This is a genomic window from Streptomyces sp. 135, from assembly GCF_020026305.1.
In the GTDB taxonomy this organism is placed as follows: domain Bacteria; phylum Actinomycetota; class Actinomycetes; order Streptomycetales; family Streptomycetaceae; genus Streptomyces.
Window position 1 is genome coordinate 5210148 of sequence record NZ_CP075691.1, and the last position, 26418, is coordinate 5236565.

General features: G+C 71.4%; 24 protein-coding genes. 16 read left to right on the plus strand and 8 right to left on the minus strand.

Going from position 1 to position 26418, the window contains the following annotated elements; translation table 11 throughout:
* The first annotated feature begins 23 nt into the window (after positions 1-23).
* Together KKZ08_RS23640 and leuE are read left to right on the plus strand one after the other, a co-directional pair.
* Positions 24-1604 carry a methylmalonyl-CoA mutase family protein gene (locus KKZ08_RS23640; protein ID WP_223776350.1) on the plus strand — a complete coding sequence of 527 codons (1581 nt, stop codon included), beginning with the start codon at positions 24-26 and terminating at the stop codon, positions 1602-1604.
* A 56-nt stretch (positions 1605-1660) separates the two neighbouring features.
* Positions 1661-2320: a leucine efflux protein LeuE gene (gene leuE, locus KKZ08_RS23645; protein WP_223776351.1), complete on the plus strand. Its 660-nt coding sequence runs from the start codon at positions 1661-1663 to the stop codon at positions 2318-2320.
* Positions 2321-2352: 32 nt separating this feature from the next.
* On the opposite strand, the gene KKZ08_RS23650 is transcribed toward leuE, so the two are convergent.
* Complete coding sequence (locus KKZ08_RS23650; protein ID WP_223776352.1) at positions 2353-2823, minus strand: MarR family winged helix-turn-helix transcriptional regulator; 471 nt, start codon at positions 2821-2823, stop codon at positions 2353-2355.
* An 18-nt stretch (positions 2824-2841) separates the two neighbouring features.
* Positions 2842-4281 carry an FAD-dependent monooxygenase gene (locus tag KKZ08_RS23655; RefSeq protein WP_223776353.1) on the minus strand — a complete coding sequence of 480 codons (1440 nt, stop codon included), beginning with the start codon at positions 4279-4281 and terminating at the stop codon, positions 2842-2844.
* A 37-nt stretch (positions 4282-4318) separates the two neighbouring features.
* Here KKZ08_RS23655 and KKZ08_RS23660 point away from each other — a divergent pair, with 37 nt between their 5' ends.
* Complete coding sequence (locus KKZ08_RS23660) at positions 4319-4954, plus strand: TetR/AcrR family transcriptional regulator C-terminal domain-containing protein (protein ID WP_223776354.1); 636 nt, start codon at positions 4319-4321, stop codon at positions 4952-4954.
* Here KKZ08_RS23660 and KKZ08_RS23665 read toward each other — a convergent pair.
* The 3 genes from KKZ08_RS23665 to KKZ08_RS23675 are packed head-to-tail and all read right to left on the minus strand — an operon-like array spanning position 4938 to position 8448.
* Positions 4938-6089, minus strand: coding sequence for an acyltransferase (locus tag KKZ08_RS23665; protein WP_223776355.1), 1152 nt, complete (start codon positions 6087-6089; stop codon positions 4938-4940). The two genes, KKZ08_RS23660 and KKZ08_RS23665, sit on opposite strands and share 17 nt — an antisense overlap.
* Positions 6086-7471 (minus strand): alpha-2,8-polysialyltransferase family protein, encoded by a 1386-nt coding sequence (locus KKZ08_RS23670; protein WP_223776356.1) that lies wholly within the window; start codon positions 7469-7471, stop codon positions 6086-6088. The genes KKZ08_RS23665 and KKZ08_RS23670 overlap by 4 nt, the downstream gene beginning before the upstream one ends.
* Positions 7471-8448, minus strand: a complete 978-nt coding sequence (locus KKZ08_RS23675) for a glycosyltransferase family 2 protein (RefSeq protein WP_223776357.1) — start codon at positions 8446-8448, stop codon at positions 7471-7473. Before KKZ08_RS23675 ends, KKZ08_RS23670 begins: the two co-directional genes overlap by 1 nt.
* A 198-nt stretch (positions 8449-8646) precedes the next feature.
* On the opposite strand from KKZ08_RS23675, the gene KKZ08_RS23680 reads away from it, so the two are divergent.
* From KKZ08_RS23680 to KKZ08_RS23695, 4 genes are read left to right on the plus strand one after another with little or no spacing between them, the layout of a single operon-like run.
* Complete coding sequence (locus tag KKZ08_RS23680; protein WP_223776358.1) at positions 8647-9999, plus strand: DUF6716 putative glycosyltransferase; 1353 nt, start codon at positions 8647-8649, stop codon at positions 9997-9999.
* 32 nt (positions 10000-10031) lie between these two features.
* Positions 10032-11339 (plus strand): N-acylneuraminate cytidylyltransferase, encoded by a 1308-nt coding sequence (locus KKZ08_RS23685; protein WP_223776359.1) that lies wholly within the window; start codon positions 10032-10034, stop codon positions 11337-11339.
* Positions 11340-11380: 41 nt separating this feature from the next.
* The gene (locus KKZ08_RS23690) at positions 11381-12331 is read left to right on the plus strand and encodes an N-acetylneuraminate synthase family protein (protein WP_223779156.1); all 951 of its coding nucleotides are present in this window, start codon (positions 11381-11383) and stop codon (positions 12329-12331) included.
* 35 nt (positions 12332-12366) lie between these two features.
* Complete coding sequence (locus tag KKZ08_RS23695) at positions 12367-13500, plus strand: hypothetical protein (RefSeq protein WP_223776360.1); 1134 nt, start codon at positions 12367-12369, stop codon at positions 13498-13500.
* On the opposite strand, the gene KKZ08_RS23700 is transcribed toward KKZ08_RS23695, so the two are convergent.
* From KKZ08_RS23700 to KKZ08_RS23710, 3 genes are all read right to left on the minus strand, one after another.
* Entirely contained in the window at positions 13451-14023 is a 573-nt protein-coding gene (locus KKZ08_RS23700; RefSeq protein WP_223776361.1) for a carboxymuconolactone decarboxylase family protein, read from the minus strand. The two genes, KKZ08_RS23695 and KKZ08_RS23700, sit on opposite strands and share 50 nt — an antisense overlap.
* A 33-nt stretch (positions 14024-14056) precedes the next feature.
* Positions 14057-14515, minus strand: coding sequence for a protein-tyrosine phosphatase family protein (locus KKZ08_RS23705; protein WP_223776362.1), 459 nt, complete (start codon positions 14513-14515; stop codon positions 14057-14059).
* A gap of 97 nt (positions 14516-14612) precedes the next feature.
* A complete protein-coding gene (locus KKZ08_RS23710) occupies positions 14613-16091 on the minus strand; it encodes an MFS transporter (RefSeq protein WP_223776363.1) in 1479 nt (492 codons plus the stop codon).
* 135 nt (positions 16092-16226) lie between these two features.
* Here KKZ08_RS23710 and KKZ08_RS23715 point away from each other — a divergent pair, with 135 nt between their 5' ends.
* The 9 genes from KKZ08_RS23715 to KKZ08_RS23755 all read left to right on the plus strand — a co-directional run bounded on the left by KKZ08_RS23715 (position 16227) and on the right by KKZ08_RS23755 (position 26338).
* Positions 16227-17117, plus strand: a complete 891-nt coding sequence (locus tag KKZ08_RS23715; RefSeq protein ID WP_223776364.1) for a LysR family transcriptional regulator — start codon at positions 16227-16229, stop codon at positions 17115-17117.
* A 129-nt stretch (positions 17118-17246) separates the two neighbouring features.
* A complete protein-coding gene (locus KKZ08_RS23720) occupies positions 17247-17768 on the plus strand; it encodes a hypothetical protein (RefSeq protein WP_223776365.1) in 522 nt (173 codons plus the stop codon).
* A gap of 131 nt (positions 17769-17899) precedes the next feature.
* Positions 17900-19147, plus strand: coding sequence for a M20 family metallopeptidase (locus KKZ08_RS23725; protein WP_223779157.1), 1248 nt, complete (start codon positions 17900-17902; stop codon positions 19145-19147).
* A gap of 172 nt (positions 19148-19319) precedes the next feature.
* Positions 19320-20405, plus strand: coding sequence for a BMP family ABC transporter substrate-binding protein (locus tag KKZ08_RS23730; protein ID WP_223776366.1), 1086 nt, complete (start codon positions 19320-19322; stop codon positions 20403-20405).
* Between the two features lie 275 nt (positions 20406-20680).
* The gene (locus tag KKZ08_RS23735) at positions 20681-21733 is read left to right on the plus strand and encodes a BMP family ABC transporter substrate-binding protein (protein WP_223776367.1); all 1053 of its coding nucleotides are present in this window, start codon (positions 20681-20683) and stop codon (positions 21731-21733) included.
* A gap of 213 nt (positions 21734-21946) precedes the next feature.
* Positions 21947-23527 carry an ABC transporter ATP-binding protein gene (locus KKZ08_RS23740; protein ID WP_223779158.1) on the plus strand — a complete coding sequence of 527 codons (1581 nt, stop codon included), beginning with the start codon at positions 21947-21949 and terminating at the stop codon, positions 23525-23527.
* Positions 23524-24681 (plus strand): ABC transporter permease, encoded by a 1158-nt coding sequence (locus KKZ08_RS23745; protein ID WP_223776368.1) that lies wholly within the window; start codon positions 23524-23526, stop codon positions 24679-24681. The genes KKZ08_RS23740 and KKZ08_RS23745 overlap by 4 nt, the downstream gene beginning before the upstream one ends.
* Positions 24678-25940 (plus strand): ABC transporter permease, encoded by a 1263-nt coding sequence (locus tag KKZ08_RS23750; protein WP_223776369.1) that lies wholly within the window; start codon positions 24678-24680, stop codon positions 25938-25940. Before KKZ08_RS23745 ends, KKZ08_RS23750 begins: the two co-directional genes overlap by 4 nt.
* Positions 25937-26338: a cytidine deaminase gene (locus KKZ08_RS23755; RefSeq protein ID WP_223776370.1), complete on the plus strand. Its 402-nt coding sequence runs from the start codon at positions 25937-25939 to the stop codon at positions 26336-26338. Before KKZ08_RS23750 ends, KKZ08_RS23755 begins: the two co-directional genes overlap by 4 nt.
* Positions 26339-26418 lie beyond the last annotated feature (80 nt).

The window sequence follows — 26418 nt, forward strand, 5'->3', positions numbered from 1 at the left end:
GGCGGCGGGCGCAAGCTGGAGGGATGACACACGAGTCGGAGTCCGGACTGCCCATCGAACCCGTGTACGGCCCCGAGTCCCTGGCGGACTGGGACCCGGAAGTGAAGCTCGGCGCCCCCGGCGCGTACCCCTTCACCCGCGGCGTCTACCCCACCATGTACACGGGCCGACCCTGGACGATGCGCCAGTACGCGGGCTTCGGCACGGCCGTCGAGTCCAACGCCCGCTACCGCCGGCTGATCGAACACGGCACGACCGGCCTGTCCGTCGCCTTCGACCTGCCGACCCAGATGGGCCACGACTCCGACGCGCCCCTCGCGCACGGCGAGGTCGGCAAGGTCGGCGTAGCCATCGACTCAATGGAGGACATGCGGGTCCTCTTCGACGGCATCCCGCTGGACAAGGTCTCGACGTCGATGACGATCAACGCGCCCGCCGCGCCGCTGCTGCTCATGTACCAGCTGGTCGCGGAGGAACAGGGAGTCGACGGGGACCGGCTCACCGGCACGATCCAGAACGACGTCCTGAAGGAGTACATCGCGCGGGGAACGTACATCTTCCCGCCCCAGCCCTCCCTGCGCCTGACCGCGGACATCTTCCAGTACTGCAAGACGGAGATCCCGAGGTGGAACACCATCTCGATCTCCGGCTACCACATGGCGGAGGCGGGGGCCTCACCCGCGCAGGAGATCGCCTTCACCCTCGCCGACGGCATCGAGTACGTCCGCACGGCGATCGCGGCGGGCATGGACGTGGACGACTTCGCGCCGCGCCTGTCCTTCTTCTTCGTGGCGCGTACGACGGTCCTGGAGGAGGTCGCCAAGTTCCGTGCCGCACGGCGCATCTGGGCCCGCGTCATGCGGGAGGAGTTCGGCGCGCGGAACCCCAAGTCCCTGATGCTCCGTTTCCACACGCAGACGGCGGGCGTCCAGCTCACCGCGCAGCAGCCCGAGGTGAACCTCGTCAGGGTCGCCGTGCAGGGCCTGGGCGCGGTCCTCGGCGGCACGCAGTCGCTGCACACCAATTCCTTCGACGAGGCGATCGCGCTCCCCACCGACAAGTCGGCCCGCCTGGCCCTGCGCACGCAGCAGGTCCTCGCGTACGAGACGGACGTGATGGCGACGGTCGATCCCTTCGCCGGGTCCTACGTCGTGGAGAGCATGACGGACGACGTGGAGGCGGCGGCCCTGCGGCTCATGGAGCGCGTGGCGGACCTGGGCGGCGCGGTGCACGCCATCGAACGGGGCTTCCAGAAGAACGAGATCGAGCGCAACGCCTACCGCATCGCGCGCGAGACGGAGAGCGGCGAGCGCGTGGTCGTCGGCGTCAACCGCTTCCGGATCGACGAGGAGGAACCCTACGAGCCGCTGCGCGTCGACCCGGCCATCGAGGCCCAGCAGACCGCGCGCCTCGCCCGACTTCGCGCGACCCGCGACCGGAGCGCGGTGGACACCGCCCTCACCGCCCTGAAGGAGGCCGCCACGGGGGAGAGCAACGTCCTCCACCCCATGAAGGACGCCCTGCGCGCCCGCGCCACGGTCGGCGAGGTGTGCGGGGCGCTGCGGGAGGTGTGGGGGGCGTACGTTCCGGTGGACGCGTTCTGAGGCGTTCTCCGGAACCCCCCTCCCCCGTGCCGTACGCCTGTGCGAGACTCCCGCCCATGCTGGGTGTCACCGATCTTCCGACCTATCTCGCGGGCCTCGTCCTCATCATTCTGCTGCCGGGGCCGAACTCGCTGTACGTACTCTCCGTGGCCGCGCGTCGGGGCGTGCGCGCCGGTTATACGGCCGCCGCCGGCGTCTGGGTCGGCGACGCCGTGCTGATGACGCTGTCGGCGGCCGGGGTCGCCTCGCTGCTGCAGGCCAACGCCGTGCTCTTCGGGATCGTGAAGTACGCCGGTGCCGGGTATCTGAGCTGGCTCGCGTTCGGGATGCTGCGGGCCGCCGTCGCGATGTGGCGGGCGCGGCACGAGCGGGCGGCGCAGGCCGGTCCGGAGGGCGGTGCGGGTGAGGGCGCGGGGGAGCAGCCGTTCCGCAGGGCGCTCGTGATCAGTCTGCTCAACCCGAAGGCGATTCTGTTCTTCATCGCCTTCTTCGTGCAGTTCGTGGATCCCGGGTACGCCTACCCGGCGCTCTCCTTCGTGGTGCTCGGCGCCTTCGCGCAGGCCGCGAGCTTCCTCTACCTCACGGCCCTGATCTTCAGCGGCACCAGGCTCGCGTCCGCCTTCCGCCGCCGCAAGCGGCTCTCGGCGGGGGCCACATCGGCGGCGGGCGCGCTGTTCCTCGGCTTCGCGGTCAAGCTGTCGCTCAGTAGCGTCTGAGCAGCGTGTGAGGCCGCCGGGCGCGGGCGCGCTCAGTGGTGCCAGGCCGAGCCGCCCACGTTGTGGATCATCCGCTGGAGGACCTTGAGTGTGCGGACGTACTCCTCGTCGGTGACGCCCTCACGGATCTCCGCGAGGATGCTCCGCTGCCGCTCGGCCACGCGGTCCCGCAGCGCGCGGCCCTCGCCGGTGAGGGCGAGGCGGCCCGCGGCGTCCTCGGTGAGCAGGCCGCGGTCGTGCAGCGCGCCGATGCTGTGCCGCAGAGAGCTCTCGCCGGTTTCGAGGTAGCCCCGCAGGACCGCCACGACCTCGGCGCCGTCGCGGCCCTCCGGCGGCGCGTCCAGGAGCTGGTTGAGGATCCACCACTGGGGCTGGGTGAGGCCGAGTTCCGCGAGGGCGGTGCGGATGTGGGTGACCACGGCCGCCCCCGCGGCCGAACTCCAGTAGCCGATGGGCTGGTTGAGCAGGTCCTCGTCGCTGTGTGAGTACGTGAAGGTCGTCATGGCTGCGAAGGTAGGACCTCAAGGCCGCTTGAGGTCAAGCGAGGCGAGGTACTCCGCCGGGCCCCGCGCGTCCTCGCCCGCCCAGCCCACGTACCCGTCCGGCCGGACGAGGAAGAGGCCCTTGCCGTACGGCTCGTACGGCGGGATCCGGTGGACGTGGAGCAACGCGCCGTCCGGCGGCGGCAGTTCCGCGTCCGTGCCCACCGCGAGCAGCGTGAAGTGCGGGCCCCGGAACGCGTCGAACAGGGTCCCGGCGCCGCACGGCCCGTCCGGCGCCCGGTCGCCCGCCCGCAGCGCGTCCCGCGCGAGGCGCTCGCGGGTCTCCGCCGCCAGGGACGCGTCGCGGTAGCCGATGCCGAGCTGCTGGGTGGCCGCCCCGCGCCGGGCCTCGCCGCGGTGGATGCGGGTGGACAGGCCGAGCATCCGCGCGGCGTTGGGCAGCCGCTCCTCCTCGTACGTGTCCAGGAGGGTGTCGGGCGCCCCGTGCCGCAGCACCGCGCCCAGCTTCCACCCCAGGTTGTAGGCGTCCTGGACACTGGTGTTCAGGCCCTGGCCGCCCGCGGGCGAGTGGACGTGCGCCGCGTCGCCCGCCAGGAAGACGCGCCCCTCGCGGAAGCGGTCCGCCAGCGCCGCGCGCGGCCGGAAGTCGGAGGACCAGCGGACCTCGGTCACGTCGTCGGCACCCAGATGCGTACGGGCGGCGACGAGGCCGCGTACGCCATCGAGGGAGAGGTCGGGCGTGGCTCCGGCCGGGAGCTGGGCGGTCAGCTGGAAGTCTTGGGTGCCGGGCAGCGGGCAGAGCGCCGCGTACAGGCCGCTGTCGTCGGCGGCCGGGAACATGTGCCAGTGGTCGCGGTCAAGGTCGGGGACGCGGACATCGGCGACCAGCATCGGATGGGGGTCCACGCTCTCGCCCGCCATGGTGATGCCGAGGGCCCGGCGCAGGGTGGAGCGGCCGCCGTCGGCCGCCACCGCGTACGCCGCGCGGACCGTCCCGCCCGTCGACAGCTCGGCGGTGACACCGTCCGCGTCCTGCGTCAGGCCCGTCACCGCCGTGCCGAACGTGACGTCGCCGCCCAGTTCGCGCAGGCGTGCGAGGAGGATCTCCTGGGTGCGCCACTGGGGGATCACCCACGGCGTGGTGTACGGGGCGGTCTCCGTGGGCTCCGGCGGGTCGAACAGCCGGTGCTCGCCCTGCCGTTCGCCGCCCCGCCACACCATTCCGACCGGCGCGGGGCCGCCCGCCGCGAGGACCGCGTCCACGACGCCGAGGTCGTCGAAGACCTCCATGGTGCGGGGCTGGAGTCCCTTGCCGCGCGAGCCGGGGAAAAGGGCGGCCGCCCGCTCGGCGACGAGGGCGCGGACGCCGCGGCGGGCCAGATCGCAGGCGAGCGCGAGCCCGCTCGGGCCCGCGCCCACGACGAGCACGCCGGTCTCCTTAACGCTGTTAAGTGCCATGGCCCGAGGGTGCGCTTAACGGTGTTAAATTGTCAAGGTGGCTACGACGAAGCTGGACCGCGCCCGGGTGGCGCGCACCGCGCTCGACCTGCTGAACGAGACCGGTCTCGAAGGGCTGACCCTGCGCGCCATCGCCCGGCGTCTGGACGTGAAGGCACCCGCCTTGTACTGGCACTTCAAGGACAAGCAGGCGCTGCTCGACGAGATGGCGACGGAGATGATGCGGCGCATGGGCGAGGAGTTCCTGGCCGCGCCGGCCGCCGACTGGCGCGAGGCGCTCACGGACGCCATGCGCACGATGCGCGGCCATCTGCTGCGCTACCGCGACGGCGCCAAGGTGTTCAGCGGCACCCACTACACGGACCTGTCGTACGCGGCCCCCCTGGAAGCCTTCCTGCGGACGCTCGTCGCGGCGGGATTCACGCCGGGCGCGGCCGCGCGCGCCTGGTTCACGGTGTACGGCTACACGATCGGATACGTCATCGAGGAACAGGCCACGGGCCCCGACGAGGGCGGCCACGACCTCGCGGCGCGCGCCGAGCGCCTCGCGGCGTATCCGCTGGCCGCGGCGGCGGGCGAGGAGATGTTCCGCGGCCACGACCGCGGCTTCGAGGCGGGGCTCGCCGCGGTCGTGGCGGGGGTCGGGGCGACGCTGCTCACCTCCGGGGAGTGAGGCCCCGGCCGAGTCCGGTGCGGATCGCCGGGGTCAGCCGTGCCTCCACGTACCGGTTCAGGACCCACGCGAGCGCCAGCATGGCGGCGACCGTCAGGCCGAACGTCGCGTACGACGGCAGGCCGAGGCCCCGGTGCAGGGCCTGGACGGACACCCAGCCCAGGTGCTCGTGCACCAGGTAGAAGGGGTACGTCAGGGCGCCGGCGACGGTCAGCCAGCGCCAGTCCGCCCGGTGGAGGTGGCCGAGCGCGATCAGGAGCACCGCCGCGAAGCCCGCCGTGACGATCGCGATGATCACCAGCGAGGAGCGGTACGAGAAGAAGTCGGGGTCCGGCGCGTGCCACAGCCCGGAGACCGCGTAGTGCTGCCCGATCAGCCAGCTCACGCCCGTGATGCCCCACGCCGTGAGGTCGCGCCGGTCGCGGTGGATCAGGTAGATGCCGATGCCGCCGACGAAGAAGGGGGCGTACTCCGGCATGAGGACCACGTCGAGCAGCGGCTCGTCCGCGGCCTCGGCCATCGCCGCGGCCAGGGTCCACACCGCGCAGAACAGCACCACCCGCGCGCGGGTCGCGCCCGGCAGCACCACGCAGAGCGCGAACAGCGCGTAGAAGCGCAGCTCGGCCCAGAGCGTCCAGCACACGCCGAGCACCCGGTCCGCGCCCAGCGGCTGCTGGAGCATGGTGAGGTTCACCAGGGCGTCGCTGGGGGAGACCGCGTCGTACGCCACGACGGGCAGCGCGAAGACCGCCGTCACCAGCACGATCGCCGCCCAGTAGGAGGGCAGCAGGCGGGACGCCCGGGACGCGAAGAAGGAGCGCAGGGGCCTGCCCCAGCCGCTCATGCAGATGACGAAGCCGCTGATCACGAAGAAGATCTGCACGCCCAGACAGCCGTACGCGAACCATTCGTGCGCGGTGGGGAACTGGGCCTTGGGCGAGCTGCCCCAGGCCTCGCTTATCTCGCCGTCACGGCCGCCGTAATGGTAGGCGGCGACCATGAGCGCCGCGATCAGGCGCAGTCCGTCGAGCGCCCGCAGCCGGGGCTTCGCGCGCGCGGGGACGATGGTGGCCGGGGGCGTGCCGGTGCCCGCCCCCGGTGTTATGTCCGGGAGCGTCGGTGCCGGGGCCGTCATCCGAGCGCGGTCCGCTTGATGGAGCGCTGCACCGAACGGGCCCGGCGCGCCACGCGCCGCACCGCCGCGTTGCGCGGGATGAAGGCGAGCTGCGAGGGCAGTGCGCCGGGCAGGGCGAGCGCGGTCAGGCGGCGCCGCTTGAAGTAGCGCCAGGTGTCCGGGCCGAGGTTGCGGGCGAGGTAGCGCTCGGCGTCGGCGCGCAGGCGCGGATAGATCTGCGGCTGCATCGCGAAGCCGACGGCCTTGAGGAGCCCGGTCAGCTCGCCGGTGCCCATGGCCGGGCGCCGCTCGGTGACCGCCGTGCGGTCGTTCAGGTCGGGCAGCAGCGCGTCGACGATCGTGACGGGGACGCGGTTGCTGTTCTGGTAGGGCGCGAGGCGCTCCAGGAGGAGGTCCGTGCCGGTGCGGGCGACGGGCAGGCCGTAGAGCGCGGACGCCGTCAGCAAGGCGGTGGAGAAGCAGCCGATGACCAGCGCGGGCCGCATCCGCTGGTAGAGCACCTCGGCGAGCACCGGGGTGTCGAGCACGGTCAGCTCGACGCCGATGGTCAGCGCCTCCTTCTCCAGGGCGCGCGACCAGCGGGCGGGGGCCGTGGGGTGGGGCTTGAACACCACGTGGGTGTGGCCGAGTTCGGCGGCGCCGCGCACCATGCGGATGTGCAGCTCCTCCTCTTCCTCGGCGGTCAGGATGTTCAGGGCGGAGAGGTACTGGCCGAGGACGAGGGCGGGAGCCTGCGCTTCGGGCAGCTCCACGTCCGTCAACCCGGCCTCTCCGTCGGCCAGTTCCGCCAGCACCTTCGTGAACGCGTCCGTCGGCACGATCTCCGGCGCGACACCGAACTCGGTGAGCAGCAGCGGCGTGAGTCCCGGCACCAGGTCCAGGTGGAGCAGGCGCCGCACGCGCGTGCCGACCAGGGGGTCGATCTTGTTGCGGGTGGGGCCGTAGCTCATCAGGCCGTCGGCGTAGACGTCCACGGGGGCGCCGGTGAAGATCTGCGCGAGCGCCAGCGCGGGGTTGACCTGGATCGACTCGACGGCCAGCTCGACGTCGTCGTCACCGAGGTCCCAGAGCATCCGCACGTACCGCTCCCAGAGCACGACGTCGTCGCCGCGCGGGGCCCAGCCGCCGGGGTGGAAGGGGAAGACGGCCTCGTTCCAGGAGCGTACGTCGTCGAACCGGCCGCGCAGCCGGTCGAAGCCCGGCATCGCGTCGAGCGCGGTCGTGGTCTCCGGCGTCGCCGCGTTGTTGCTGACGAGGAGTATGCGGCGGTCGGCGGGGCCGAAGCGGTCGGTGTCCAGGGCGGCGGCGAGCGTCGCGGCGCCGTACAGCGTGGACGCCAGGAAGATCTGCGTGCGTCCGGCTCCGGCGGAAGTCGTGGCCATCACGCGGCCACCTCCGCCGAGACCGGCCGGCGGCGCAGCCTGCGCAGGCGGGTCGCCCGCTGGAGGTCCATGGAGTCGAGCGCCTCATCGAGCACGCCCTGCGGCATGCGCTTCAGCGCGGCCGCACTCATTGACTTCAATTTGCGCGCCACGGATGGCTCGAACCTTTCGATGGATCCCAGGTGGTGGGAGATGATCGCGCAGTAAGTGCGCACGGCTTTCGGCAGCAGTTCGTCCGCGTCCCGGTCGGCCGCGGTTTCCCGGATCACCTGGTCGAATGCCTTGATGAAATCGAGCTGGCGCACGTCGCCGATCTGGGTGAGCGACGAGGCGACCCCGCGGCGGTAGAACACCCCGAGAAGACCGACCGCGGCGAAGGATTCCGCCTCGCGGTGCAGCCGCCAGATCCACGGCCGGTCCTCCGCGGTGCGCAGGCCGTCGGTGAAGTGCAGCAGGCCCGCGTCGGCGAGCCGACGGTGGTAGATGCCGGCCCACGCGTACGCGTAGTCGACGGACGTCGACCGGTCGGCGGGGAGTATCACCTCGCGCGGGCTCATCACGACGCCGCGCCTGCCGTGCGGGACACGGTGGACCGTGCGGGCCCGCGCGGTGCACTGCACATGGTCGGTGCGTACGAAGTCACATCCCAACTTCTCGATCTGCGCGAGGAGTTGTTCGTAATAACCGGGCGCGAGCCAGTCGTCACCGTCCAGGAAGGTGAGGTACTCGCCACGCGCCGCGTCGAGGCCCGTGTTGCGGGCGGTCGCGAGCCCGCCGTTCTTCTCATGTCTGAGGTGGACGGCGCCGGGAAGCTCGCGCGCCGCACGCTCCAGGATGTCCGGAGTCTCGTCGCGCGAACAGTCGTCGACGAGAATGAATTCGAAGTCGTCGCGCGCGTTCGCACGCAGACTCTTCAAGGTGTCGGGCGCGTATTGCTGCACGTTGTAGAACGGCACGATGACGGAGAGCTTAACCACGTGGGTGACGTTAGGTGTCGGCCCGTCATTCGTGTCGACCCGCAGAGGTATGCCAGGTGAACGACGCGTGGCGGAACGGTTAACCGGGTCGCCGGGAAAGCGTTTCCGGGGCCGATTCGCCATTCGTCGGCGTGCTGTTAACCGTTTGTTGCACCTGAGTTGGGCCGCGAATCGAAATGGCTTCCTAGCGTCTGAGACGTGCCAGCAAGTAACCGAAACCCGCTGCGGGTGGCCGTACTCGCCGATTCCGATACGCGATGGAAATGGGGCGCTCTCACCGCGAACCGCATCGTATCGGACAGTCGGCCCGAGTCCGACAGTCACCGTCTCAGCGGGTACCTGCTCCGCGGCCGGGCCACGCCCACGCCCCGGCAGCTCGAAGAGGTGGGGGTGCGCGCGGACCGTCTGCGCGAGGTCACCGCCGTCGAGTTCCTGCGCGAGATGGAGCGGGACGCGCCCGACGTGATCGTGCTCGCCCTGGTGGGCGGCGCGGTCCAGGCGGTGCTGCACGGACTCGCCCGCGTCACCGAGGACGCCCGCCTCACGGGCGCCGCGAAGAAGCGTCCCGTCGTCGTCACCGGCTATGTCGGCGTCGTCTACGAGAAGCTCGCCGACGGCCTCCTCCTGCGGCACGGCGCGGACGTCGTCCTCGCCAACTCCCGGCAGGACGCGGAACGTTTCCGCGCGGTGTACGAAGGAGTGGGCGCCGACGCCTCGTCGGTCACCGAGGCCGCGCTGCCCTTCCTCGGCGGCGCGCCCTACGCCGAGCACGACCCGTACACGGTCGTCTTCGCCGCCCAGCCGTCCGTCCCGGAGAGCGCCGCGCACCGCACCTACCTGCTGCGGCGCCTCGCCGAGCACGCCCGGCTGCACCCCGACCGCGAGGTCCTGCTCAAGCTGCGCAGCAAGCCCGGCGAGCACACCACGCACATCGAGGAGCTGCCCTACCAGAAGCTCGCGCAGCGCCTCGACGGCGGCCTGCCCGACAACTGCCGCCTGGTCTACGGCCACATGGGCGAGGTCCTGGACCGCACCGACCTCCTGGTCACCGTCAGCTCCACGGCGGCCCTGGAATCCCTGCACCGCCGTATCCCCACCGCGGTCCTCACCGACCTCGGGGTGCGCGAGGCGCTCGGCAACCACCACTTCACCGGCTCCGGGTGCCTCGCCTCCTTCGACCAGCTGGACGCGGGCCACCTGCCCGTGCCCGACGAGCGGTGGCTGGCCCGGCAGGGCGTCGCGGCCGACGGGGCGTACGAACGGGCCTTCGACGAGGCGAAGCGGAAGGTCACCGACCTCCTCGCCGACGCCGAGGCCGGCCGCATCCCGCCCCTGAAGCCGTACTACAGCCTCACCACCGCCCGCGGCTACCTCCCCGGCATCCTCGCCCGCCACCACCTCGCCCCCGACGGCTCCCCGCTGCCGGGCGCCCCCGCGGCCGACAAGGACCCGGGCCCCGTACGCCAGATAGTCCGCCGCGCCGCCCGTGGGGCCTACCGCCACGGGGTGCAGCGCGTGGCCCCGGTCATCCGCCGGATGGGCGAGCTGTGACCTCCCACGACCTCCCACCCTCAGGAGCCCCCATGTCCCACCCCGGCCCGGCGAGTACGTCGGCCCGCCGCGTTCTCGCCGTCATTCCCGCCCGTGGCGGCTCCAAGGGTGTGCCCGCCAAGAACCTCGCCCCGGTCGGCGGTGTGCCGCTGGTGGTGCGGGCCGTCCACGCGTGTCTGGGCGCCCGGCTCGTCACGGACGTCGTGGTCTCCACCGATGACCACGTGATCGCCGAGACCGCCCGCGCCGCCGGCGCCGAGGTGGTGCTGCGTCCCGCCGCGATAGCCGGGGACACCGCGACCAGCGAGGCCGCCGTCCTGCACGCGATGGACGCCCACGAGGCCCTGCACGGCACCCGCGTCGACGTCGTCCTGCTCGTGCAGTGCACCAGCCCCTTCCTCACCCCCGAGGACGTCGACGGGGTGGCCGCGGCCGTCGTGGAGAACGGCGCGGACACGGCCGTCACGGTCGCCCCCTTCCACGGCTTCATCTGGCGCGACGCGGCCGACGACGCCACGGACGGCACCGCGGACGTGCCCGCGCGGCACACCGGCTCCGTGGGCGGCACCGCCACCCTCGCCAACTCCACCCGCACCCGCGGCGGCTACGGCGTCAACCACGACAAGTCCTTCCGCCCGCGCCGCCAGGACCGCCCCCAGGACCTCCTGGAGACCGGCGCCGCCTACGCGATGGACGCGGCCGGCTTCCGTACCGAGAAGCACCGCTTCTTCGGCCACACCGAGCCGGTCCGCACCGACCCCGCCCGCGTCCTGGAGGTCGACGACCCGCACGACCTCGCGCGGGCCCGCGCGCTGGCCCCCCTCTTCGACACGGGCCACGCGAAAGCTCTCCCGACCGCCGCCGACATCGACGCGGTCGTCCTCGACTTCGACGGCACCCAGACCGACGACAGGGTGCTGATCGACTCCGACGGAAGGGAGTTCGTCTCCGTGCACCGCGGAGACGGCCTCGGCATCGCGGCCCTGCGCAAGAGCGGCCTGCGGATGCTGATCCTGTCCACGGAGCAGAACCCGGTCGTCGCCGCGCGCGCCAAGAAGCTCAGGCTTCCGGTCCTGCACGGCATCGACCGGAAAGACCTCGCACTGAAGCAGTGGTGCGAGGAACAGGGCATCGCGCCCGAGCGCGTGCTCTACGTCGGCAACGACGTCAACGACCTCCCGTGCTTCGCCCTCGTGGGCTGGCCCGTGGCGGTCGCCAGCGCCCACGACGTCGTACGCGGCGCAGCCCGCGCGGTCACCGCCGTCCCCGGCGGTGAAGGCGCGATCCGAGAGATCGCCAGCTGGATCCTCGGCCCCTCTCTCGACTCCCTCCACAGTTAAGGAAAGTTCCTGTCATGAGCTCCCTCACCCCCGTCACCTCCATCGGCGCCAACTCCCGTCTGCGTCAGTTCGGTTCGAAGACGGCCGGTCCCGGTCAGCCCGTGTACATCACCGGCGAGATCGGCATCAACCACAACGGCGACCTGGAGAACGCGTTCAAGCTGATCGACGTGGCCGCCGAGGCGGGCTGCGACGCGGTCAAGTTCCAGAAGCGCACCCCCGAGATCTGCACCCCGCGCGACCAGTGGGACATCGAGCGCGACACCCCCTGGGGCCGCATGACGTACATCGACTACCGCCACCGCGTGGAGTTCGGCGAGGACGAGTACCGCCAGATCGACGAGTACTGCAAGACGAAGAACATCGACTGGTTCGCCTCCCCGTGGGACACCGAGGCCGTCGCCTTCCTGGAGAAGTTCGATCTGCCCGCCCACAAGGTCGCCTCCGCCTCCCTCACGGACGACGAGCTGCTGCGTGCCCTGCGCGCCACCGGCCGCACCATCATCCTGTCCACCGGCATGTCGACGCCGAAGCAGATCCGCCACGCCGTCGAGGTCCTCGGCAGCGACAACATCCTGATGTGCCACGCCACGTCGACGTACCCGGCGCAGGCCGAGGAGCTGAACCTGCGCGTCATCAACACCCTCCAGCAGGAGTACCCGAACGTCCCGATCGGCTACTCCGGCCACGAGACCGGCCTCCAGACCACCCTCGCGGCGGTCGCCCTCGGCGCCACCTTCGTCGAGCGCCACATCACTCTGGACCGCGCCATGTGGGGCTCCGACCAGGCCGCCTCCGTCGAGCCGCAGGGCCTGACCCGCCTGGTCCGCGACATCCGCACCATCGAGGCCTCCCTCGGTGACGGCGTCAAGAAGGTCTACGAGTCGGAGCTCGGCCCGATGAAGAAGCTCCGCCGCGTCGCGGGCGTCGTCGCCGAGTCGGAGTCGGAGTCGGGTTCGGCGGACGCCGGGTCCGAGCGGGTCGCGGTCTGAGCGCCCACGGGTTACCGGACACGGACGCAACGACGATGAGCCCCCGAGCCGGCCGAGCCGACCGAGCCGCCGACGCATCCGCCCCCTCCACGCTCGCCTTCGTGGAGAGCCCTGTTCAGCTGCTGAACGTCCTGGAGTGGGCGCACGCCGCGGCCGCGACCGGCCCGGCCGGGGGCCTCACCGTCGTCGTCCTCTCACCCAACGACCCGATGACGCGCGGCCAGTTGCGCCGCATGGCGCAGCTCGCGCGTGACGAGGGCGTCGAGGTCCGATGGGAGGAGGCGCGCGGCGGCGCGAGCGCCCCCTTCCAGACGATAGGGGGGCTCGCGGGAGCCCTGCGCAAGGCCGACCGGATCGTCATAGGCGACCCGTTCTCCCGCTACGTACAGCTGCTGCTGACGATCACTCGGGCCCGCTCCCTGGTCGTGGTGGACGACGGCACGGCCACGATGGAGTTCATCGCCCAGCTGGCCCGCGGCGAGCGCCTGGTGCGCTGGCACCGCAAGGGCGGCCGCCCCGGCCCCCGCGACCTGGTCTTCGCCCCCGTCTCCGCCTCGGCACGGCGCCGCCTCACGCCCGGCGGGACGCGCACGGTGGAGGTCTTCTCCTCCATGCCGATCGACCAGGCGCCGCCCGGCGTCGGCGTCACCGTCAACGCCTTCGCCTGGACCAGGGAACGCTTCGGCCCGCCCCGCATCACCCGCGGCGCCGACCTGGTCGGCACGTCCCTCGTGGAGACCGGCGTCGTGGACCCCGACCGTTACCTGGAAGCGGTCCGCGCCCTCGCCCTGACCCACGGGGCGACGCGGTACTTCGCGCACCGCCGCGAGAGCTCCGAGAAGCTGCACCGCCTGGCGGTGGAGACGGGCCTCCAGGTGGTCCGCCCCGACCTGCCCCTGGAACTGATCGCCCGCCGCGGCCCCGTCGGCCGCACGATCCTCAGCTTCCCCTCCACGGTCGTCCACACGCTGCCCCTGGCCCTGGCCGGCACGGAGGTGAAGGTGGCGGTCTGCGACATCGACCCGGCCTGGCTCACCGAGAACGCCTCACCGCGCGCCCAGGGCTTCCTGTCCGGGGTGACGGGGACGGCGCGGGACGTACACCGGCTGACGGCGGTCATCACCTCGGCCGGAAGTCCTCGAAGCGTGGGGTCCCCGGCTCCGGGGTGAGCCGGGTGGCGCGGGCCACGAAGCTGATCGCGTGGTACCAGCCGCCGAGCATCAGCAGGTCCAGGAGCTGCTCGTCGGTGAACTCCGCGGCGAGCCGCTCCCACAGGGCGTCGTCGATGTCGCCGCCCGCGTGCAGCGCGTCGCTCAGCTCGATCAGCAGCCGGTCGCGCTCGCTCTCCCAGCACGGGTCGGTGCTCGCGCCGTGGGTGAGGGAGGCGATCTGCGCGTCGTCGAGACCGGCCTTCACGGCGAAGCGGGCGACGTGCACACCCCACTCGTACTCGGCGTGGCACAGGGCGCAGACGCGGTCGATGACGATCTCCCGGTCGCGCAGGCCCGCGCTGAAGTTCCGGCCGAGTTCGTAGGAGCCCCAGCCGTGCATCGCCGCCGCCATCGGGACGTTCCGCGCGAACATGCGGAACAGGGCGATCGGTGCCTGGCCCGGCGGCATCATGCGCCGCAGGACGGCGGCGGCCTCGGGCGGGAAGGGGGCTCGCAGGGGCGGTATCCGCTCGTCGCTCACGGCTGCCTCTCGTCGTTCGGTCGCTCGGTGCCCTCAGGAATGGTCGGCGAAGCGCTCCACGTACCGCCGCTGCCAGGGAGTCTCGACCGCCCGGCGGTCGTAGTGCGTCCGTACGAAGGCGACGGCCTCCCCGGCGGGTACCCCGTCCAGCACGGCGACGCACGCCAGGGCGGTCCCGGTCCGCCCGCGCCCGCCCCCGCAGGCCACCTCCACGCGCTCGGCGGCCGAGCGGTCCCACACCTCGCGCAGCAGGTCCCGCGCCGCGGCCCGGTCGCTCGGCAGCCGGAAGTCCGGCCAGCGCAACCAGCGGGACTCCCAGGGGACTTCGGGCGGCCGCTTGCCGAGCAGATAGACGCCGAGGCCGGGCCGGTCGCCGTCGGGCAGCGGACGCCGCAGCCCCCGGCCCCGGACGAGCCGCCCGGAGGGCAGCCGCAGGACGCCGGGGGCGGTGGGCCGCCAGGTCGCTGTCGTGGCGTCGCGTTCCTCGGTCACGGTCGGTGCTCCCCAGGGGCGTGGTGCGCGGAGCCTCATTCTCAACGCCCGGACCCGCCGGGCGCAGGGGTTTCACCGGACTCGGCCCTCGCCGCCGTCAGCCCGCCACCGGCACCTCGGCGGCGGCACCCTCCTCGGCGGGCGCGCCCGAGGCCACCGTCGTACCCCTCTTCGTACGCAGGCCGAATGCGCTGATCAGCGCGGCCAGCAGGACGGCGGCGAGCGGGACCCACAGGGCGGCCCGGTAGCCGTCGAGGACGGCGGAGGGTGCGCCGGACCCGGTGGCCGCGACGTTGACGGCCGTCACCGCCGAGAGGCCGAGCGCGGCGCCGAACTGGAAGGCGGTGTAGAGCAGCGCACCGGCGAGCCCCTGCTCCTCCTCGGCGATCCCCTCGGTGGCGACGATGGTGAGCGGGCCGTAGACCAGCGAGAACGCGATGCCGAGGACGATCAGGCTGGGGAACATCATCGCGTACGTCCAGTCGGCGGCGACCGGCAGGAACAGCGCGTACGCGAGGGAGGCGAGGAGCAGGCCGCCGAAGATGACGCGCGCGTTGCCGAAGCGGTTCACGAACTTCGGTGTGAGGACGGGGGAGAGGATCGCGTCGACGCCCACGACGATCATCGCGAGGCTGGTCTGCAGCGTCGACCAGTCCCGCAGCTCCTGGAGGTAGAGCACGACCAGGAACTGGAAGCCGAAGAAGCCCGCCGCGAAGAGCAGCCCGGAGAGGTTGGCGCGCACCAGGCCGGCGTTGCGGAGGATGCCGAGGCGGACCAGCGGGGCCGCCGAGCGGCGCTCGACCGCGACGAACACGGCGAGGAGGACCAGACCGGCGCCGACCGTGGCCGCCGTCCAGGCGGGCGAGGTGTGCGTGGCCCGCTCCACACCGAGGACCAGCAGCACGATGGCGGCGGTGATGGTCAGGCCGCCCGCCAGGTCGAAGCCCTGTCCGGGGATCCGCCGCGGACGCGCCGACTTCGGTACGAAGGCGAGCGCGGCGCCCAGGATCAGGGCGGAGAGCACGACCGGCGCGAAGAACACCCACCGCCAGTCGACCGAGGTCAGCAGTCCGCCGACGACGAGCCCGACCGAGAAACCGCCGGCGGCGGTGCCCGAGTAGAACAGCAGGGCCTTGTTGCGCTGCGGGCCCTCCTCGAAGCCGGTGGTGATGATGGAGAGCCCGGCGGGCGTCATGAAGGCCGCGGCGACCCCGGTGACGAAGCGGGCCGCGATCAGCATCCAGCCGTCCGTGGCGAAGCCGCCGAGCCCGGAGAAGACGAGGAAGACGGAGAGCCAGAACACGAACATCTGGCGGCGCCCGAAGAGGTCGGCGGCGCGCCCGCCGAGCAGCATGAAGCCGCCGTACCCGAGGACGTACGCGCTCATCACCCACTGGAGCGAGCCGGTGGACAGGCCGAGGTCGGCGCGGATGGACGGCAGGGCGACGTTGAGCATGGCGACGTCGATGCCTTCGAGGAAGATCGCCCCGCACAGCACGAGGAGGACGCCCCACTGGCGGGGTGTCCACACTCCGGTGGACCGGTCTTCGGTGGATCTGTGCGTGCCGGAACTCATGTCGACTCTCCCACGGGAAACTGCCGTTGTTGTCTGCTCAACCACCCTCTGCCGGGCGGCGGGGCGGAACAACGGCGAAGATCGCAACGTTCGTTCAAGCGGACTGAACGATCCGCGCGCACCGGGGGGACACGGATGTCGATCGAGGGCGACGAACTGGAGTGCTTCCTCCTCCTCGCCGAGGAGCTGCACTTCGGCCGCACCGCCGAGCGGATGCGGCTCTCCAAGGCCCGCGTGAGCCAGCTCGTCCAGCGTCTCGAACGCCGCGTGGGCGCCCCGCTGTTCACCCGCACCAGCCGCCGCGTCGCCCTCACCGCGCTCGGCCGGCAGCTGCGGACCGACCTCGAACCCCATCACCGCGGCATCGAGGAGGCCCTGGAGCGGGCGGCCGCCACCGCGCGCGGCATCGACGCGGTGCTGCACGTCGGCTTCTCCAATCCGCTCACCGGCGAGATCGTCATGAAGGCGACGGAGGCGCTGCGCGTCAGCCACCCCGGCCTCGCGGTGGAGGTCTGCGAGGTCCCGCTCGGCGATCCGTACGGGCAGCTGCGCAGGGGCGAGTTCGACGTACAGCTCAGCGAGTTCCCCGTACGGGAGGAGGACCTCGGCGGCGGGCCGCTGCTGCTGGCGGAGGACCGCGTCCTGGCCCTGCCCGCCGCCCATCCGCTGGCCGCGCGGGAGACGGTGACCCTGGAGGACCTGGCCGCCGTGCCCCTGATCACCATCGCGGCCGACGTCCCCGACTACTGGCTGGAGCACCACGTGCCCGCCCGCACACCGAGCGGCCGCCCGATCGAGCGGGGCCCCGGCGTGGTCAATCTCCAGGAGGGCCTGATCCTGGTCGCGGGCGGCAGGGGAGCGCTGCTCGCCCCCGCGCACACGGCGACGTACTACGCCCGCCCCGGCGTCGCGTACGTCCCCTTCGCGGACGCGGAACCGACGGGGTACGGCCTGGTGTGGCGGCTCGGGCACGACACGGGGGCGGTCGCCGCGTTCGCGCGGACGGCGCTGGAGGTGGCGGGGTGACGCCCGCCCTCGCGCCTGCGGCCGGGCCCCGGGGCGTACGCCGCCCTCCCCCGCCCGGCGGAGCCCGCCCGCACGGAACCCGCCCCCGCGACGACGCCCCCAGGACAGCCCCGGCGGCAGCATCGCCCCATGCTGAAAATCACCGCCCTGCCCGGTGTCCCCCGCTGGGCCGCCCTCGCCGCCCACGCCGTGCCCTGGATCACCCTGCCCTCCGGACTGTGGCGGGTGGCCCTGGTGGCCGGGCTCCCCGTGGCCGCGCAGGAGCAGCGCGGCACGGGTGAGGCCGTGTACGTCCTGATGCTCAGCCTCGTCTCCGAAGCGCTGGCGTTGCTCACGCTCGGTCTGGTGCGCGAGTGGGGTGAGACCGTGCCCGGCTGGGTACCCGTACTCGGCGGGCGGCAGGTGCCCACGATGGCCGCCGTCGCCCCCGCCCTGCTCGGCGCCGCCGGACTGTTCGGGCTGCTGGGCTGGGCCATCTACGCACAGATCGCCGGATTGGGGAGTGAATCGGGTGTGACGGACGGTACAGCGCAAACGGCCCTAATCGTGCTTTGCTATATACCGCTGATCGCCTGGCCGCCCTTGCTGACGGCGGTCGCCCTCGCCTATTACAGGCGCCGGACGGCCTGCGCATCCCCCGAGGCGGCGTGAAAGCTTACCCATCCCGATCGGCGGCCATGCGCCACGAGGCCACGCTTTCTTCCCCTATCGGGCTGAACTTTTGTTGATCGTGGGTTAGTTGGCCGTTGCATCGCCCTACCCTTCAGAGGGTGAACCAACTGATGTCCTGTGCGACCGAAGAGGTGTCCGCCGACGTGTTCGGAACGGAGTCCGCGCCCGCGGAGACGCTTCCCGGCGCGTTGCCCGCAGCGCTCCGTGCCGAACTCGTCGCTTTCCGTCGCGACCTGCACATGCACCCGGAGCTCGGCAACCAGGAGTTCCGCACCACCGCCGCCATCAAGGCCCGCCTGGAGGAGGCGGGGCTCGCGCCCCGCGTGCTCGCCGGCGGCACCGGCCTCGTCTGCGACATCGGCGAGCCGGGCGGGGTGCGCCCCATGCTCGCGCTGCGCGCCGACATCGACGCGCTGCCCATCCCCGACACCAAGCTCGGCGTGCCCTACCGCTCCACGGTGCCCGACCGCGCCCACGCCTGCGGGCACGACGTGCACACCACCGTCGTCCTCGGCGCCGGCCTGGTCTTCGCGGACCTGGCGCGCAAGGGGCAGCTGCCCTTCCCGGTGCGGCTGATCTTCCAGCCCGCCGAGGAGGTCCTGCCGGGCGGCGCCGCCGACGCCATCAAGGACGGCGCGCTCGACGGCGTCGGGAAGATCATCGCCGTGCACTGCGACCCCCGCGTCGACGCGGGCCGCATCGGGCTGCGGCACGGGCCCATCACCTCCGCCTGCGACCGCCTCGAGGTCTCGCTCGACGGGCCCGGCGGACACACCGCGCGCCCGCACCTGACCACCGATCTCGTCACCGCCGTCGCCAAGGTCGCCACCGACGTCCCGGCGCTGGTCGCCCGCCGCGCCGACGCCCGCTCGGGTCTCTCGCTGACCTGGGGCCGCATCGAGTCCGGTCACGCCCCGAACGTCATCCCGCAGCACGCCGAGCTCTCCGGGACCGTGCGCTGCCTGGACCTCAGGGCCTGGCGGCAGGCGCCCGAGCTGGTGCACGGCGCCATCCAGGAGATCGCCGACCTCTACCGCGCCAAGTCCGAGGTCAACTACGTCCGCGGTGTCCCGCCCGTCGTCAACGACGGCACCGTCGCCGACCTGCTGCGTGACGCCATGATCGAGCGGTGCGGCCCGCACTCGGTGGAGGACACCGAACAGAGCCTCGGCGGCGAGGACTTCTCCTGGTACCTGGAGCACGTGCCCGGCGCCATGGCCCGGCTCGGGGTCCGCAAGCCGGGGGAGCGCACCGTGCGCGACCTCCACCAGGGCGATTTCGACGCGGACGAGTCGGCCATCACGGTCGGCGTCGAACTCTTCACCGCCGCGGCCCTGTTGGACGCGGCACGCGAGTGACAGGCCGGGCACGCGAGTGAGGACCCGGCATGCGAGTGATACCCGGCACGAATAGGTACACGAATAGGTAACGGCCGGGCGAAAACCCGTTCCCCTCCCTTTCTACGCGCGTTAATGTGCGCCGAAATCAGCGCCGTCAACGGTGCGTTGGGGAACGTGAGGAGTACGTCCTATGCGTCGTGTATCAAGACTTTCCCAAGTGGCCGTGGCGGTGGCGTCGCTCGCCCTCGCCGCTTCGGCGTGCGGCAAGACCAGCAGCGAGGCCTCCAAGGAGGAGGGGGGCAAGGAGAAGGACTCCGGCACCTCCACGTCGTACAAGGGCAAGGGCATCGGTCTGGCCTACGACATCGGCGGGCAGGGCGACCAGTCCTTCAACGACGCCGCCTACGCGGGCTACAGCAGGGCCCGCGAGGAATTCAAGATCGGCGGTGTGGACATGGAGCCGGGCGACGGCGAGTCCAGCGCCGACAAGGTCCAGCGCCTCGAACAGCTCGCCAAGCAGGGCTACGACCCCGTGATCGGCGTCGGTTTCGTCTACGCGCCCGCTGTGGAGGCCGCTGCGAAGAAGTTCCCCGACACCACCTTCGGGATCATCGACGACAACACCGTGAAGGCGGAGAACGTCGCCGACCTGGTCTTCCACGAGGAGCAGGGCTCCTATCTGGCGGGGGTCGCCGCCGCGAAAGCGAGCAAGGCCGAGCACATCGGATTCGTGGGCGGCGTGGACATTCCGCTGATCCACAAATTCGAGGCCGGATTCGTGCAGGGCGCGAAGTCGGTCAATCCCAAGATCAAAATTGAGAAGCGGTATCTGACGGAAAAGCCCGAGGAGGGCGGCTTCAGCAGCCCCGACAAGGGGCAGAACGCAGCGAGCGGACAGATCGAGGCCGGCGCGGACGTGATCTACCACGCGGCCGGCCTCTCCGGGCAGGGCGTCATCCAGGAGGTCGGCTCGCAGAAGAAGTGGGCGATCGGCGTCGACTCCGACCAGTACAAGCAGAAGGCCCTCGCCAAGTACAAGGAGTACATCCTCGGCTCGGCGCTCAAGGACGTCGGCGGCGCGGTGTACGACCTGGCGAAGTCGGTCGTCGAGGGCAAGCCGATGAAGGGCGAGCAACGCTACGACCTGGGGTCGGGCCGCGTCGGCTTCTCCGATTCCAACCCGAGGTACAAGGCGATGAAGGACGTCGTCGCCGCCGTGGAGAAGGCCGAGAAGGACATCGTCAGCGGCAAGGTGAAGGTCAGGACGGTGCCGTAGGACGGGGCGCGGGCGGACGCGGCGACGTTGTACGTAGCACCCCGCTCGCGCCTCCCGACCCGTTGTACGTAGTACGTCGTGCGGCGCCTGGGCGCCCCTCATCAGAGGGGCGCCCACCGCCTGTTCGCCCGCCGGACGCCCCGTGGCCACAGGTCGATAACGGACCGGACAGAAGGGTTCTTATGTCAGGTCTACGCGCGTTACGCTGCGGCGAAATCCGCGCCGGGTGAGGCGCGTACGTGCATGTGCTTGCTTGACTCAAGGAGTTCGTCTCTATGCGCCGGGTGTCTCGAATAGCTGTCGCGGGCGCCGCGACCGCAGCCCTCGCCGTCTCCGTCTCCGCCTGTGGTGGCACGTCCAGTGACGCCGCCGCGAGCAAGGACGACAAGAACAAGGGCGTCGCCATCGCCTACGACGTCGGCGGCGCCGGCGACCAGTCCTTCAACGACGCCGCGACCGAGGGCATGAAGAAGGCCGCCAAGGAGTTCAAGACCGGCGAGAAGGCCGTCGAGCCCGTCGACGGCGAGTCGGACGCCGACAAGGCGCAGCGCCTGACGCAGCTCGCCAAGCAGGGCTACAACCCGGTCATCGGGGTCGGCTACGCCTACGCCCCGGCGATCAAGGAGGTCTCGGCGAAGTTCCCGAAGGTCACCTTCGGCATCGTCGACGACGAGACCGTCAAGGCCGACAACGTCTCCGACCTCGTCTTCAGCGAGCAGGAGGCGTCCTACCTCGCGGGCGTCGTCGCCGCCAAGACCACCAAGTCCAAGACGGTCGGCTTCGTCGGCGGCGTGGACGTCCCCCTCATCCACAAGTTCGAGGCGGGCTACGCGCAGGGCGTCAAGGACACGAACCCCAAGGTCAAGGTCGTCAAGCAGTACCTGACGGAGAAGGCCGAGGACGGCGGCTTCACCAGCCCCGACAAGGGCAAGACCGCCGCCCAGGGCCAGATCGAGAAGGGCGCCGACGTGGTCTACCACGCGGCGGGCCTCTCCGGTCAGGGCGTCATCGAGGCCGCCGCCGCCAAGAAGATCTGGGCGATCGGCGTCGACTCCGACCAGTACAAGCAGGACGCGCTCGCCAAGTACAAGAAGTACATCCTGACCTCGGCGCTCAAGGACGTCGCGGGCTCGGTCTACAACCTGGCGAAGGCCGTCGAGGACGGCAAGGCCAAGGGCGGCGTCGTCCGCGCCGACCTGAAGTCGGGCGGTGTCGCGCTCGCCGACTCCAACCCCGAGTTCCAGAAGATGAAGGACGTCCAGGCGGCCCTGAAGAAGGCCGAAGAGGGCATCAAGAGCGGCAAGATCAAGGTCAAGACCACGCCGTAAGGGCGTGACCGCCGGCCCGAGAGCCGTGACGGCGGCGTGATGCTCGTACGACGGGGTGTGGGGGACGATGTTTCCCCCGCGCCCCGTTCGCGCGGGCCACACACCCACCGCTGAGCAGTAACCAGCAGCACGTAACAGCAGGGGCACTGCGCGCGTAGGCGGCCCCTTTCCTTCAGGCCCTTCAGGCCCTCTGGCCCCCGAGGAGAGTGCGCCATCGACGCGTCCACCAACCCTCCGCCCATCGCCGTCGAACTCGCCGGCATCACCAAGCGCTTCCCCGGAGTCGTGGCCAACCACGACATCCACCTCACCGTCCGCAAGGGCACCGTCCACGCCCTCGTCGGCGAGAACGGCGCCGGCAAGTCGACGCTGATGAAGATCCTCTACGGCATGCAGAAGCCGGACGAGGGCACCATCACCGTCGACGGCGAGCAGGTGTCCTTCGCCGGTCCCGCCGACGCCATCGCGCGCGGCATCGGCATGGTGCACCAGCACTTCATGCTCGCCGACCAGCTGACGGTGCTGGAGAACATCGTTCTCGGCAGCGAGAAGCTGCACGGCATCGGCGGCGCGGCCCGCCGCAGGATCGTCGAGCTGTCCGACCGGTACGGCCTCGGGGTGCGCCCCGACGCGTACGTGGAGGACCTCGGCGTCGCCGACCGCCAGCGCGTGGAGATCCTCAAGGTCCTCTACCGCGGCGCCACCACGCTGATCCTCGACGAGCCCACGGCCGTCCTCGTGCCGCAGGAGGTCGACGCGCTCTTCGACAACCTCCGCGGGCTCAAGTCCGAGGGCCTGTCGGTCATCTTCATCTCGCACAAGCTGGGCGAGGTGCTGTCCGTCGCCGACGACATCACCGTCATCCGGCGCGGTACGACGGTCGGCACGGCGATCCCGTCCGAGACGACGCCGCGCCAGCTCGCCGAGCTCATGGTCGGCAGCGAACTGCCCACCCCCGAGACCGCGGAGTCGACGGTCACCGACCGCCCGATGATCCAGGTCGAGGGCCTCAAGCTGCTCGCCGACGGCGGGTCGGGCCGCGCCCTGCTCGACGACATCTCCTTCACGATCCACGAGGGAGAGGTCCTCGGCATCGCGGGCGTCGAGGGCAACGGCCAGACCGAGCTGATCGACGCGCTCATCGGCCTCAAGCACGCCGACTCCGGCGTGATCCGCATGGCGGGCGAGGACATCACCGCCGTACCGACGCGCAAGCGCCGCGAGGACGGCATCGGGTACATCCCCGAGGACCGCCACCGCCACGGCCTCCTCCTGGAGTCCCCGCTGTGGGAGAACCGCATCCTCGGCCACGTCACGGAAAAGCCGAACGCGCGCGGGTTCCTGCTGGACCTCAAGGGCGCCCAGGCCGACACCCGCCGCATCGTCGAGGAGTACGACGTCCGTACGCCCGGCATCGACGTGACGGCCGCCTCGCTGTCCGGCGGCAACCAGCAGAAGCTGATCGTCGGCCGCGAGATGAGCCACAAGCCGCGCTTTTTGATCGCCGCCCACCCCACCCGTGGCGTGGACGTCGGCGCGCAGGCGCAGATCTGGGACCAGATCCGCGAGGCCCGCCGCGAGGGCCTCGCCGTACTGCTGATCTCCGCCGACCTGGACGAGTTGATCGGCCTCTCCGACACCCTCCGCGTGATCTACCGCGGACGGCTCGTGGCGGACGCCGACCCGGCCACCATCACACCCGAGGAGCTGGGGTCGGCGATGACGGGTGCCGCCTCCGGTCACCTGGAACACGTCGAGTCCGGTGACGGCTCCGAGGAGGACGAGACCCGATGAAGAAGTTCGACAAGGAGCGCTTGCTCCTCGCCGTGGCCGGACCGGTCATCGCGCTGATCGTGGCCGTGGTGCTGACCTCGGGCGTGCTGCTCGCCTCGGGCAAGAGCCCGATCGAGCCCTACACCCTGATGTTCGAGCAGGCCACCTACTCCGACGTCCAGGTACTGATCATCAACCAGGCCGGGATGTACTACCTGGCCGCCCTCGCGGTGGCCATCGGCTTCCGGATGAACCTGTTCAACATCGGTGTCGACGGCCAGTACCGCCTCGCCGCGATGATCACCGCGGTCGTCGGCGCGCACGTCGCGCTGCCCGCCGCGCTCCAGATCCCGCTGCTGATCGTGGTCGCCATGCTCACCGGTGCCTTCTGGGCCGGTATCGCGGGCCTGCTGAAGACCACCCGGGGCGTCAGCGAGGTCGTCGCGACGATCATGCTCAACGCCATCGCGACGAGCGTCATCGGCTACCTCACGCTCACCAAGAACTTCGGCGTGCCGGTCGGCAACAACCAGACCACCGGCGTGATGAAGGAGTCGGGCTGGTTCCCCGGCATCAAGCTGGCGGGTGGCGAGGTCTACGGCTTCGTCTTCGTCGCCGTCCTCGCGGGCGTCCTGTACTGGCTGGTCCTCAACCGCACCCGCTTCGGCTTCGACCTGCGCGCCACCGGCGCCTCCGAGTCGGCCGCCGCGGCCAGCGGTGTCAACGCCAAGCGCATGGCGCTCACCGCCATGCTGATCTCGGGCGCGGTCGCGGGCCTCTCCGGCATGCCGATCCTGCTCGGCGACACCCACACCTACAGCCTCAGCTTCCCCTCGGGGCTCGGCTTCATCGGCATCGGCATCGCGCTGCTCGGCCGCAACAACCCGGTCGGCATCGCGCTCGCCGCCCTGCTCTGGGCCTTCCTCGACAAGGCGTCGCCCGCCCTCGACTACGCCCAGCCGGAGCCGTACGACAAGGAGATCGCGGTGATCATGCAGGGCATCATCGTGATCGCGGTCGTCGTCTCCTACGAGGCCGTACGCCGCTGGGGCCTGCGCCGCCAGCAGCAGCGCGTGGGCGAGGAACTGGCCGCCGCCGCACGGGCCAACGCCGAGAACGGCAACACCGGCACCAACGGCACCAACGACACCGTGAAGGAGGCGACTTCCCGATGAGCACGGCATCCGTGGTCAAGCCCCCGGCCAAGCAGCCCGCGCCGGGCCGCCGCCGCATCTCGCTCCCCGTCCTCCTGCTGATCATCGCGGGCGTCCTGGTGCTGACCTCCGTGGTCCGCATGATCACCGGCGCCGACGGCATCACGTCCACCGGCCAGATGTCGACGGCCCTGCAACTCGCCGTACCCATCGGCCTCGCGGGCCTCGGCGGCCTGTGGGCCGAGCGGGCGGGCGTGGTCAACATCGGCCTCGAAGGCATGCTGATCCTCGGCACCTGGTTCGGCGCCTGGGCCGGTTTCCAGTGGGGCCCGTGGGTCGGCGTCCTGTTCGGCATCGCCGGCGGCGCCCTCGGCGGTCTGCTGCACGCGATCGTGACGGTCACCTTCAATGTCAACCACATCGTCTCCGGTGTGGCCCTCAACATCCTCGCCCTCGGCGCCACGCGCTACCTGGCCACCTTCGCCTTCGAGGGCGAGGAGGGCGGTACGTCCAAGCAGTCGCCGCCCGTCGAATCGCTCGGCAGCTTCTCCGTGCCGGGCCTGTCCGACTGGCTCGCCGACCTCAACGGCAAGCACTGGTTCCTGGTCTCCGACCTCGCGGGCCTGCTCGGCGGCCTGTTCACCAACCTGTCGCCGCTCACCGTCGTCGCCGTCGCCATGGTGCCGCTGAGCTGGTGGGTGCTGTGGCGCACCTCCTTCGGCCTGCGGCTGCGCTCCTGCGGCGAGAACCCGATCGCCGCCGAGTCGCTCGGCGTGAACGTCTACAAGTACAAGTACCTGGCCGTCGTCATCTCCGGCGGCCTCGCGGGCCTCGGCGGCGCGTTCCTCTCCCTGGTCGCCTCCAACATCTACCTGGAGGGCCAGACCGGCGGCCGCGGCTACATCGGCCTCGCCGCGATGATCTTCGGCAACTGGATGCCGGGCGGACTCGCGCTCGGCGCGGGCCTGTTCGGTTACACCGACAGCCTGAAGCTCCGGGGCGGCGGCACGAACGTCCACGCGCTGCTGCTGCTCATCGCGATCCTGCTGGTCATCGGCGCGGTCTACCTCGCCTGGCGCAAGCGGTACGTCCCCGCGGTGCTCACCGCGGCCGTCTCCGCGCTGATGTTCCTGTGGTACGGCTTGACCGACGAGGTGCCCAACCAGGTTGTCACCGCCACCCCGTACGTGGTGACCCTGCTGGTCCTCTCGCTCTCCGCCCAGCGGCTGCGGATGCCGAAGGCGGACGGAATGCCGTACCGAAGGGGACAAGGAAAGTGACGACTGCCGCCGAGGACACCGACTGGGACGCCCTGCGGGAAGCCGCGCGCGAGGCGATGTCCCGTGCGTACGCGCCCTATTCGGGGTTCCCGGTCGGCGCCGCGGCCCTGGTCGACGACGGCAGGACGGTCTCCGGCTGCAATGTGGAGAACGCCTCCTACGGCCTCGGCCTGTGCGCCGAGTGCGGCCTGGTCTCGCAGCTCCAGCTGACCGGCGGCGGCCGCCTCACCCACTTCACGTGCGTGGACGGCAAGGGCGAGATCCTGATGCCGTGCGGCCGCTGCCGCCAGCTGCTGTACGAGTTCGGGGGCGCCGAGCTGCTCCTGGAGACGTCGTCGGGCGTGCGGACGCTGGGCGACATGCTGCCGGACGCGTTCGGGCCGCAGCACCTGAACTGAACGCGGGCCCCGCACTCCTGAGATCCGGGGATCTGTGATCTTGGGTGCGGGGCCGCCTTCATCTCGCGCGTCTATGCGCG

Coding starts and splice junctions, on each gene's coding strand:
- KKZ08_RS23695 (WP_223776360.1), top strand. CDS start 12,367: ATGAGCCCCCGAGCCGGCCGAGCCGACCGAGCCGCCGACGCATCCGCC.
- KKZ08_RS23720 (WP_223776365.1), top strand. CDS start 17,247: ATGCTGAAAATCACCGCCCTGCCCGGTGTCCCCCGCTGGGCCGCCCTC.
- KKZ08_RS23735 (WP_223776367.1), top strand. CDS start 20,681: ATGCGCCGGGTGTCTCGAATAGCTGTCGCGGGCGCCGCGACCGCAGCC.
- KKZ08_RS23665 (WP_223776355.1), bottom strand. CDS start 6,089: ATGACGGCCCCGGCACCGACGCTCCCGGACATAACACCGGGGGCGGGC.
- KKZ08_RS23670 (WP_223776356.1), bottom strand. CDS start 7,471: ATGGCCACGACTTCCGCCGGAGCCGGACGCACGCAGATCTTCCTGGCG.
- KKZ08_RS23640 (WP_223776350.1), top strand. CDS start 24: ATGACACACGAGTCGGAGTCCGGACTGCCCATCGAACCCGTGTACGGC.
- KKZ08_RS23685 (WP_223776359.1), top strand. CDS start 10,032: ATGTCCCACCCCGGCCCGGCGAGTACGTCGGCCCGCCGCGTTCTCGCC.
- KKZ08_RS23715 (WP_223776364.1), top strand. CDS start 16,227: ATGTCGATCGAGGGCGACGAACTGGAGTGCTTCCTCCTCCTCGCCGAG.
- KKZ08_RS23725 (WP_223779157.1), top strand. CDS start 17,900: ATGTCCTGTGCGACCGAAGAGGTGTCCGCCGACGTGTTCGGAACGGAG.
- KKZ08_RS23650 (WP_223776352.1), bottom strand. CDS start 2,823: ATGACGACCTTCACGTACTCACACAGCGACGAGGACCTGCTCAACCAG.
- KKZ08_RS23730 (WP_223776366.1), top strand. CDS start 19,320: ATGCGTCGTGTATCAAGACTTTCCCAAGTGGCCGTGGCGGTGGCGTCG.
- KKZ08_RS23710 (WP_223776363.1), bottom strand. CDS start 16,091: ATGAGTTCCGGCACGCACAGATCCACCGAAGACCGGTCCACCGGAGTG.
- KKZ08_RS23655 (WP_223776353.1), bottom strand. CDS start 4,281: ATGGCACTTAACAGCGTTAAGGAGACCGGCGTGCTCGTCGTGGGCGCG.
- KKZ08_RS23745 (WP_223776368.1), top strand. CDS start 23,524: ATGAAGAAGTTCGACAAGGAGCGCTTGCTCCTCGCCGTGGCCGGACCG.
- leuE (WP_223776351.1), top strand. CDS start 1,661: ATGCTGGGTGTCACCGATCTTCCGACCTATCTCGCGGGCCTCGTCCTC.
- KKZ08_RS23750 (WP_223776369.1), top strand. CDS start 24,678: ATGAGCACGGCATCCGTGGTCAAGCCCCCGGCCAAGCAGCCCGCGCCG.